Raw genomic sequence first — 9,667 nt, forward strand, 5'->3', positions numbered from 1 at the left:
GTAAAAAACGTCCATCAGGCTTTTGCGACAGCCTCTGAAGGCCGGGGTTTCAAACCCTAGTCAGATTTTTGATAAATTCATCGATGGTGATACACATCAAAGCACGGCCGGCCCGATTCCTTTACAATCGCGCCTGACTTTCCCACTTAATTGCCTGCTTACACATCTCACACTGAATTTGCTTATTCGCAATCTATATAAGATCTCTGCAAGCCGTAATTGTGAGAAGCGTGAAATTGCCTTAAAATACAAGGCTTTCCAGCCATAGCATGGGTTTCCTGCGATCTGGTTGTGCCAAAACCCCGAATTTTAAAGATTGGACTGTTATGACCCACGTTGTGACCGAATCGTGCATCCGCTGCCGCTACACCGATTGCGTCGATGTTTGCCCGGTAGATTGCTTCCGCGCTGGCCCGAATTTCCTCATCATCGACCCCGATGAATGCATCGATTGCGCAGTTTGCGTAGCGGAGTGCCCGGTCAATGCGATTTACGCCGAAGAAGATGTACCGGCAGATCAACTGCAATTCATCAAAATCAATGCTGAACTGACACCGAAATGGCCGTCGATTACCAAAACGACCGCACCATTGCCAGATGCAGATGAATGGAAAGACGTTAAAAGCAAATTGCAGCATCTCGTGCGTTAAGCCATATGGCGCAGCCGCCGATTTCGCGCCGCGCCTCTGGCTCTATCTTTTTCAGCAATATCAGGAACTATTTGTCGTATGGAAAATAAAACAACATCCCACAGCGCCGTAATCGAAGCCGATGCCGTCATTATCGGTGCTGGTCCGGTAGGACTGTTTCAAGTATTTGAATTAGGCCTGCTTGAAATCAAAGCCCATGTCATCGATTCTTTGGCAGTCGTCGGCGGTCAGTGCGTGGAACTCTATCCTGATAAACCGATTTACGACATTCCTGCGGTACCAGTCTGTACTGGCCAGGAACTGACCGACAATTTGCTCAAACAAATTGAACCGTTCGGACCAACTTTCCATCTCGGACAAGAAGTCACTCTGGTAGAGCGTCGCGAAGATGGCCGTTTCGATCTCGAAACCTCGACCGGCACGCGCTTCATCACCAAAACCATTTTCATCGCCGCCGGCGTCGGTTCGTTCCAGCCACGTACTTTAAAAGTGGAAGGCATCGACGCTTTCGAAGGTAGCCAATTATTCTACCGTGTCAAAGACCCGGCGCAATTTCATGGTAAGAATTTGGTCATCTGTGGTGGTGGCGACTCTGCGCTCGACTGGGCCCTGAATTTTGTTGGTAAAGCCGAATCGGTGGTGGTATTGCATCGCCGTGACGACTTCCGTGCAGCGCCGGCATCGGTCGCGAAGATGAAAGAATTGTGCGACAACTATGAAATGCAACTGACCATCGGCCAAATCACCGGCATAGAAACCAAAGATGATCAATTGTCTGAAATCAAAGTGACCGGTGCCGACGGCGTGACACGTCGCATGCCACTCGATGTACTATTGGTGTTCTTCGGCTTGTCGCCAAAACTAGGCCCGATCGCTGATTGGGGCCTCGATATCGAACGCAAGCAATTGAAGGTTGTGAGCACAGAGAAATTCGAAACCAATGTACCGGGTATTTTTGCCGTCGGCGATATCAATACCTATCCTGGCAAGAAAAAACTGATACTGTCCGGTTTTCACGAAGCGGCGCTCGCTGCGTTTGGTGCCGCACCGTATATTTTCCCTGATAAGAAAATCCACATGCAATACACCACTACTTCACCTAAGCTGCACAAAATCCTCGGCGTCGATACCCCGACATTCGACTGAGCGACCAGCAGTACTCAAAAAAAAGCGCAAAGATAATTTTCTTTGCGCTTTTTTTATGATTACCAGCCGGCCCTACCGACTGGCTAACTGATGTTGCAGCAATTGCCGCTCTTGCAAGGCACTCTCGGTCAAGCGAAGCGCTAACTCAGTCTGCTTGAGCGCATTTTTGAATTCCACCGTCTCCACATGCAAACGCGTCGCACGTCCCTGCATTTTGGTATAGAGCTCAAGATAACACTGCTGTTGCTGATATGCTTCCTCGAATTGTCCCAAGCTTGCATACAAATCGCCCAGTGCTTTCATCGCACACAAGGAAGTGTAGCAATAGCCTTTGTTGGCGTTTTCTTCAATTGCCCGCTGCAAATCGTGAATTGCTTCCGGATAGCGCTGATGACATTGATGCAAATGCCCGCTGACCCACCAACTGTAAGGCTTGAGCGGACGGTCTTCAAAACTCTCAAGCAAGTCCATCGCAACGGCATTGAGCTGGTCAGCCTTGGATAACTGTCCCTGCATCGCCAAAGTGTACGCGGCCACGGAAAAACAAAATGCCCGACTGGCATTATCGGTATGATGCGCCGCTGAGTCTTCATCGACATAGCTCAGCACCGACAGATACGCTTCTTCATACTTTTCCAAGGCCAATTTACATAAGGCCAGCATGGTGGAGATAAACGGTGCCAACCAGCGTTCATTTGAGTTGACTGCCAGTCTACGCGCCTCTTCCAATAATTCTTCGGCATAGGTCGCATTACCGCTGAGATAAAAAATTTCGCCCAGATTAGCCAGCACTTGCGACACCCGATTCGGGATATTCAGGCGACGCGCTTGTTCTAGCGAGGTATAAAAATGCCGCACTGCTTCTTCGGTAAATCCCAACTCTTGCGAGAGCGTGCCGAGTATATTGAAAATCATCACAGACAAACGATTATCGCGGCTAGACAACAAAGGCAAAATCTTGGAATGACAAAGCGAATAGGCTTGCTCCGACATGCCATGCTTACGCCATACCGCAACCGTACCGAGATTGGCAAACGCGATGCCCTCCTCGTCGCCGACGAGCTCAAACATTGCTGCCGTGCGTTCAAATTCCGGCTCAGCCAAGGCCAATTTTCCCTCAAAAAAATCGGCGAAAGCAAACAATAACTCCGCAAATGTACCCAACACCGGCAAGCGCCGCGCCAAGGCCTGACGTCGCATCGCCGCGGCGATCGCACGCCCCTGCTCGGGTGCATCACGCATCAAATCGAATGCAAGAAAACAACTTTCGCGCCACTCCGTTTCCGACCATTCGTGCTCATTCATACTGACCAGCCCCTCTTAGAAAACATTTGCCCACAATCATCGCCCACGATAAGCCATAATTACTGTTTAATCAATTATTTAACATTCTTTTGCACTACAGACACACCCAAATGAGCAAGGAAGCCCACAATCATGAAAAGTGGTTTATGATGCATTGCAATACGACATAAAACACAGCTTCCCAAGCTCCCCGGAAATATTTACTGAATAGTCACTTTCTTATCAAAGTAGGCTATTCAAACGAGCCGGCTTTCCGTCGTTCTATCAGAAAGATGTCACCATGCTCTACCAATTTCATGAACTCAACCGCGCCATCCTCAACCCACTGACCAAGTGGGCAGAAGCGTCGTCGAAATTATTTACCAATCCGGTCTCACCGCTGGCGCACTCCCCTTATGCACAGCGCATTGCCGCAGGCTATGAACTCATGTTCCGCTTGGGCAAAAATTACCAAAAGCCGGAATTCGGCATTAGCTCGGTCAGCATCGGCGAACAGAACATCGACATTGTACAGACCGAAGTCGTGGTCAAACCCTTCTGCAAACTGCTGCACTTTTCCAAAGTGATCAGCGAGAAGGATGCTGCTAAGCTTAATCAAGCAAAAGTCTTGCTGGTCGCGCCATTATCTGGCCACCATTCGACTTTATTGCGCGATACTGTACGCGGTTTGTTGCCACAGCATGATGTCTACATCACCGATTGGACCGATGCACGCATGGTCGCGGCCTCGGAAGGCCCATTCCATTTACATGACTACATCTACTACGTGCAAGACTTCATTCGCTTGCTCGGCCCGGATGTGCATGTCGTTTCCGTTTGCCAACCAACCGTACCGGTACTGGCAGCCATTGCACTCATGGCCAGCGAAAACGATCCGAAATTGCCAAAAACCATGACCATGATGGGTGGCCCCATCGATCCGCGCAAATCACCGACGCAAGTCAATAATCTGGCCACTGAGAAAAAATTCTCTTGGTTCGAAAATACCGTGATTTACAGCGTACCGGCCAATTACCCCGGCTACGGTCGCAAAGTTTACCCTGGCTTCCTGCAACACACTGGTTTCGTTGCCATGAACCCAGATCGCCATGCGCAAAGCCATTGGGATTATTACCAGCATCTGATCAAAGGCGACGACGAATCGGCCGATCAACATCGCAAATTCTACGATGAATACAATGCCGTGCTCGATATGCCGGCCGAGTACTACCTCGATACCATTAAAACCGTGTTTCAAGACTTTGATCTGCCTAGGGGTACTTGGGAAGTTGAAGGCAAGCTGGTACGTCCGCAAGATATCAAAACCGTTGCCCTGTTGACGGTCGAAGGTGAACTCGACGATATCTCCGGTGCCGGTCAGACGCAAGCCGCCCATGATTTATGTAGCAGCATCCCAGCGAATATGAAACAAGATTTCATCGCGCCAGGCTGTGGCCACTACGGTATTTTCTCCGGCCGACGCTGGCGTGATGTGATTTGCCCACAACTGGCTGATTTCATTCAAAAACACCGTTAAATCGTAGCGCGTACATGCAGCAAAGCCACCATAAAGGTGGCTTTTTTATTTGTTGTTCAGCGTAATTGGGCGGATAATCGCCACTTTGCCGTTACTGCCTCACCGACGTGTCCACTCCACTCATCGCCCAAATCGACGCCCTGCTGCCGCAAACCCAATGTACCAAATGCGGCTACCCGTCTTGCCACGCCTATGCCACTGCCATCGTCACCGATGAGGCCAGCCATAACCAATGCCCACCAGGCGGGCAGCAAGGCGTGGTCAGATTGGCGCATGTGTTGCAGCGACCAATCTTGCCCTTGAACAGCGTGCATGGCAGCGAGCGCCCGCGCAGCCTCGCCGTGATTGAAGAAAAATACTGTATCGGCTGCACCTTGTGCATACAAGCTTGCCCGGTCGACGCCATTATCGGCGCACCCAAGCAAATGCACTTTATCTTGCCCGATCTCTGCACCGGCTGCGATCTTTGCGTCGAGCCTTGCCCGGTCGATTGCATCAGCATGTTGCCAGTTACCGCTACGCGCACCGGCTGGGCGGCCTGGAGCCTGGTACAAGCTGAGCAAGCGCGGCTGCGGTATACTTTGCGGGAACAAAGGCTGCAACGCGAAAAACAAGAAAATGAAGAGCGCTTAGGCCGCAAAGCCAGCGCCAAGTTACACGCACTGGAACAAGAAGCCGACGCATACCCGGAACAAAGGCGAGAGATAGACCGAAAAAAAGCCGTGATTGCCGCCGCGATTGAACGCGCGCGACAGAAAAAAATCGCTGCCGACCAAGCCAAGGAAATACCATGAATGCCGCAAAACGCCGAGAAATTTTCCTGCGCCTGCAAAAACAAAATCCAACGCCGACCACCGAGCTCGAATACAGCAGCCCGTTTGAATTGCTGATCGCCGTACTGCTCTCGGCGCAATCTACCGATGTCGCCGTCAATAAAGCTACTCGGCGACTGTATGCCGTCGCCACTACGCCGCAGAGTATGTATGCGCTTGGCGTCGATGGCTTGATTCCATACATACAAACCATAGGTTTGTTCCGTACCAAAGCAAAAAATGTGATCGAGACCTGCCGCATTTTGCTCACCGAGCATGACAGCGAAGTGCCACGCACACGCGCCGACTTGGAAGCTCTGCCCGGCGTTGGCCGAAAAACTGCCAATGTGGTGATGAACACCGCCTTTGGCGAACCGACCATCGCGGTCGACACCCATATTTTCCGCGTTGGCAACCGTACCGGCATCGCGCCGGGGAAAAACGTCGTCATCGTCGAAGAAAAATTGATGAAGTTCGTCCCCGCTGAATTTCTCCAAGATGCCCACCACTGGCTGATACTACATGGCCGCTACACCTGCACCGCACGCAAACCGAAATGCTGGAATTGCATGATCGCAGATTTGTGCGACTTCAAGAAAAAAACGCCGCTGCCGGAACAAGCCTGAGCGGCTGTGCCGGCAGCCGAACTGACTCAAGCAATCCGGCAAGCCTGATCAAAGCTCAGACGCGGCGCACGCGGATACAATTTGGCGGCATCGCCGTAACCAAGATTACAAATGAAATTGACGGTCACCTGCGAACCGGCGAAAAATGTCGCATTGATTTTTTCCGCATCAAAACCCGACATAGGGCCGCAATCGATCCCCAGCGAGCGGGCCGCCAGCATCAGATAGGCACCTTGCAGCGAAGAATTGCGAAAAGCCGTGGCGGCGATCAAATCCTCATTACCGACAAACCAAGAACGTGCATCACCATGCGGAAACAGCGTCGGCAAATGCTCGTAGAACGCCATATCCATGCCGATGATGGCGGTTACCGCGGCAGTGCGAGTTTTCTCCAGATTCCCCTCAGCCATGCAAGCCAACAGCTTTTCTTTTTCCGCCGGCGAGCGAACAAACACCACGCGTGCCGGAGAAGTGTTGGCCGAGGTCGGCGCCCACTTCATCAAATCATACAACTGATGCAATTGCTCATCGCTGATCGCCTTATCTTGCCAGGCATTGTGCGTGCGCGCCGTCGAGAACAAGGCGTCCAATACAGTGTGATTCAACATGATTCTTCCTTTTTAAACAAGCGCATATCATACCTGCAGTCATCAACAGCGCAGCAATTTCTGTCAAATCCTTTTACAATATGCGGCTACGCGCCCACGTGCGGTGCGCCCTTCACTACTGAGTACCCTCATGTTCAACCCCAGCCAGGCCGATGTCAGACGTTTCTTCTGCGAAACTTACCGCAAACTTCATGCTCAGGAAATTTTGACGCCCTTGGAAGCCATCGCCTCCGATTGGATCCGTGCGCACCCCGAGTACGAGCACAGTCTGCGTGACCTCGATACGGCGCTGGCCAGCGACTATTCGGTCGATGCAGGGCAAAGCAATCCGTTTTTGCACCTGTCCATGCATCTGTCGATTGCCGAACAAATTTCAGTCGATCAACCCCAGGGCGTCAAACCGGCCTTTCTGGCACTGAGCCGCCAGCTCAATTCCGACCATGAGGCGCACCATGTCATCATGGAATGTCTAGGCGAAATGATTTGGACTGCGCAACGTAGCGGCCTGCCACCGGATGGCCAGGCCTACATTGAAGCTTTGCGCAAACGGGTACGCTGAGTAGCAAACCACGTTTCTGGCCCGAAAAAAAACCACGCTTAAGCGTGGTTTCGTTTGAGCATGATGGTCAATTATTTTTGCACCACCAAGCTGCCCGGCAAGCTTTGCAGGTAGGCAGCGATATCTTGCACGTCAGTATGCGACAAGACTTTCGCCTGCGCACCCATGATCGCATTGCTGCGACCGTTAGGCCCTGTGCTACCACGCTGATAAGCGACTAAAGCCTGCACGATGTAATCAGCATGCTGTCCGGCTAATTTCGGATAAGTCGGATCAATCGGCGAATTAAAATCCTTACCATGGCATGATGCGCAATTACTTTTTTCTACCAAGGCTTTACCGGCTGCGATATTCGCACCGGCAAATGCACTCGCCGCCGACAAAGACAAGAGCGCAGCCAACCAGATATTTTTATGCATGTGAGCTCCTGTATTATTTTTGTTGTGAGTAATAGGCGGCCAAATCAGCAATATCCTGATCCGACAAACTGCCTGCCACGCCACGCATCGTCAAATGCTTACGATCGCCCTTACGGTAAGCCTGCAACGCGCTCTCGATGTATTTGGCCGATTGCCCACCGATCATCGGCACCCGATATACTTCGGGGAAGGTCGCTTTATAACCGGGAATAGCATGGCAACCGATGCACATCGCGATTTTCTTATCCGCCGCGTCCTTCGCGTTGCCAACAACTTCGGCTGCCAAGGCAGCCTGAGTGAGACTCGCCAAAGCGAGGAGTGCAAACAGTTTTTTCATATGAGCGAATTGAGTAATAACCAACAGTACGATGAAGACGACACCTTGATATAGATCCTTATTTTATCTGATCAATATCAAATCGGCGTAAAAAACACACATGAATTGCCAAAAATTGCTTTTTGACTAGATTTTTTGTTGCTTACTGATACAAACCAAGCATTCGCAAAATTGCTGCTTGCATTTCAAAATTTCCTCATCGCGCAGCTGCACTGAAATCAGCACGTACGTTCACATTATTCGACATTCTGGCTTATACTCGAGAGCTTATAACGTCTGCAAGCGTGCTTTGCTGCACTTGTGCACCGATCAATTCACTCACGAACGCCCATCGCCATGACGCAGGAAACTACCGCCCTTCGCTTTGAAGGTGCCGACAATTATGTCGCCACCGATGACTTGAAACTCGCAGTCAATGCTGCCTTGAAGCTGCAACGCCCCTTACTGATCAAAGGTGAACCGGGTACCGGCAAAACCATGCTGGCCGAAGAAGTCGCCGCAGCCTTGAATATGCCTTTAATGCAATGGCATATCAAATCCACCACCAAAGCTCAGCAAGGTTTGTACGAATACGATGCCGTCTCGCGCCTGCGCGATTCCCAGCTCGGTGACGCGCGCGTCAAAGATATTCATAATTACATCGTCAAAGGCGTGTTGTGGCAAGCGTTTACCGCCGATGAACCGGTGGTCTTGTTGATCGATGAAATCGACAAAGCCGATATCGAATTCCCGAACGACTTATTACGCGAACTCGATCGCATGGAATTTTACGTCTATGAAACGCGCGAAATGGTACGCGCCAAGCACAGACCGCTGGTGATCATCACCTCGAATAACGAAAAAGAATTGCCGGATGCTTTTCTGCGCCGCTGTTTTTTCCATTACATCAAGTTTCCCGATAAAGAGACGATGCAAAAAATCGTCCACGTGCATTTTCCGCAATTGAAAGCCGACTTGCTGGCACAGGCCTTGCAGACTTTTTACGAAGTACGCGATGTCGCCGGACTCAAGAAAAAGCCATCCACCTCAGAATTCATCGATTGGCTCAAACTCTTGCTGGCAGAAGACATCCCTGCCGAAGCCTTGCGCAGCAAAGACAACAAAGCCATCGTGCCACCCTTGCATGGTGCCTTACTGAAAAATGAACAAGATGTGCACCTGTTCGAACGTTTGATCTTCATGTCACGTACCAATCGCTGACGCCCTGTCGGTGCGACGGGCAAACCGCTTGAATTCAATCCGCGTCGCCCTTGCATCGCCGTGGTCGATCATAATGGTATGGAGCAAATCATTCGGTTTCCCGGCCGCTTATCGGTGCACGGCTGGCGATAAAGATCGGGACTTCCACAGCAAACATCGCGCGAGCAAAGAATTCACTTTTTTTCAAAGCCGATTCTCTTTGCGTCAAGGTATCAAGTAAGCGATTGAATGTATGGATCAGTTGAGCGACTTCATCCTCGCTGCTCACCGGCACGAGCAGCCGCGCAGTTTGATTGCTCGAAATCCTATCGAGCGTGCTGGCATCAGCGGCTGGAATATTTTTCGCTGAACTCAAAATTTCCATGCCCTTCGGCTCAACAACTTAATGGATCGTCGCAAGCGACGATGGAACAGACTCTGGAAGGGGTTTGCATCCCCTCCCATCGCGTCGCTCCTTCGTCGCTCACCGGCCAAAAGAGGCTGTCGCAA

At 51.0% G+C, this 9,667-nt stretch carries 12 protein-coding genes; 7 read left to right on the forward strand and 5 right to left on the reverse strand.

Annotated features, from left to right (window positions below):
* Window positions 1-326 precede the first annotated feature (326 nt).
* Entirely contained in the window at window positions 327-650 is a 324-nt protein-coding gene (fdxA, locus tag QN359_RS18780; RefSeq protein ID WP_322248251.1) for a ferredoxin FdxA, read from the forward strand.
* Between the two features lie 78 nt (window positions 651-728).
* On the forward strand, window positions 729-1,796 hold the full coding sequence (locus tag QN359_RS18785; RefSeq protein ID WP_322248250.1) for an NAD(P)/FAD-dependent oxidoreductase: 1,068 nt from the start codon (window positions 729-731) through the stop codon (window positions 1,794-1,796).
* Between the two features lie 72 nt (window positions 1,797-1,868).
* Here the strand turns inward: QN359_RS18785 and QN359_RS18790 are convergent, their stop codons facing one another.
* Window positions 1,869-3,101, reverse strand: a complete 1,233-nt coding sequence (locus tag QN359_RS18790; RefSeq protein WP_322248249.1) for a tetratricopeptide repeat protein — start codon at window positions 3,099-3,101, stop codon at window positions 1,869-1,871.
* A 280-nt stretch (window positions 3,102-3,381) separates the two neighbouring features.
* Here QN359_RS18790 and QN359_RS18795 point away from each other — a divergent pair, with 280 nt between their 5' ends.
* From QN359_RS18795 to nth, 3 genes are all read left to right on the forward strand, one after another.
* The gene (locus tag QN359_RS18795; RefSeq protein ID WP_322248248.1) at window positions 3,382-4,617 is read left to right on the forward strand and encodes a polyhydroxyalkanoate depolymerase; all 1,236 of its coding nucleotides are present in this window, start codon (window positions 3,382-3,384) and stop codon (window positions 4,615-4,617) included.
* 107 nt (window positions 4,618-4,724) lie between these two features.
* Window positions 4,725-5,411 carry an electron transport complex subunit RsxB gene (gene rsxB / locus QN359_RS18800; protein WP_322248247.1) on the forward strand — a complete coding sequence of 229 codons (687 nt, stop codon included), beginning with the start codon at window positions 4,725-4,727 and terminating at the stop codon, window positions 5,409-5,411.
* Window positions 5,408-6,055, forward strand: a complete 648-nt coding sequence (gene nth, locus QN359_RS18805; protein ID WP_322248246.1) for an endonuclease III — start codon at window positions 5,408-5,410, stop codon at window positions 6,053-6,055. Before rsxB ends, nth begins: the two co-directional genes overlap by 4 nt.
* A 26-nt stretch (window positions 6,056-6,081) precedes the next feature.
* Here nth and QN359_RS18810 read toward each other — a convergent pair whose 3' ends face one another.
* Window positions 6,082-6,666, reverse strand: a complete 585-nt coding sequence (locus tag QN359_RS18810; protein ID WP_322251113.1) for a malonic semialdehyde reductase — start codon at window positions 6,664-6,666, stop codon at window positions 6,082-6,084.
* A gap of 127 nt (window positions 6,667-6,793) precedes the next feature.
* On the opposite strand from QN359_RS18810, the gene QN359_RS18815 reads away from it, so the two are divergent.
* Window positions 6,794-7,222 (forward strand): DUF1841 family protein, encoded by a 429-nt coding sequence (locus QN359_RS18815; RefSeq protein ID WP_322248245.1) that lies wholly within the window; start codon window positions 6,794-6,796, stop codon window positions 7,220-7,222.
* Window positions 7,223-7,293: 71 nt separating this feature from the next.
* Here QN359_RS18815 and QN359_RS18820 read toward each other — a convergent pair whose 3' ends face one another.
* Window positions 7,294-7,641 (reverse strand): cytochrome c, encoded by a 348-nt coding sequence (locus QN359_RS18820; protein ID WP_322248244.1) that lies wholly within the window; start codon window positions 7,639-7,641, stop codon window positions 7,294-7,296.
* Between the two features lie 13 nt (window positions 7,642-7,654).
* On the reverse strand, window positions 7,655-7,978 hold the full coding sequence (locus QN359_RS18825; protein WP_322248243.1) for a cytochrome c: 324 nt from the start codon (window positions 7,976-7,978) through the stop codon (window positions 7,655-7,657).
* A gap of 336 nt (window positions 7,979-8,314) precedes the next feature.
* Here QN359_RS18825 and QN359_RS18830 point away from each other — a divergent pair, with 336 nt between their 5' ends.
* Window positions 8,315-9,178, forward strand: coding sequence for a MoxR family ATPase (locus QN359_RS18830; protein WP_322248242.1), 864 nt, complete (start codon window positions 8,315-8,317; stop codon window positions 9,176-9,178).
* A gap of 88 nt (window positions 9,179-9,266) precedes the next feature.
* On the opposite strand, the gene QN359_RS18835 is transcribed toward QN359_RS18830, so the two are convergent.
* A complete protein-coding gene (locus QN359_RS18835; RefSeq protein WP_322248241.1) occupies window positions 9,267-9,542 on the reverse strand; it encodes a HAMP domain-containing protein in 276 nt (91 codons plus the stop codon).
* Window positions 9,543-9,667 lie beyond the last annotated feature (125 nt).

Origin of the sequence: Undibacterium sp. 5I2 (genome assembly GCF_035019605.1) — a bacterium.
GTDB lineage: Bacteria > Pseudomonadota > Gammaproteobacteria > Burkholderiales > Burkholderiaceae_D > Undibacterium.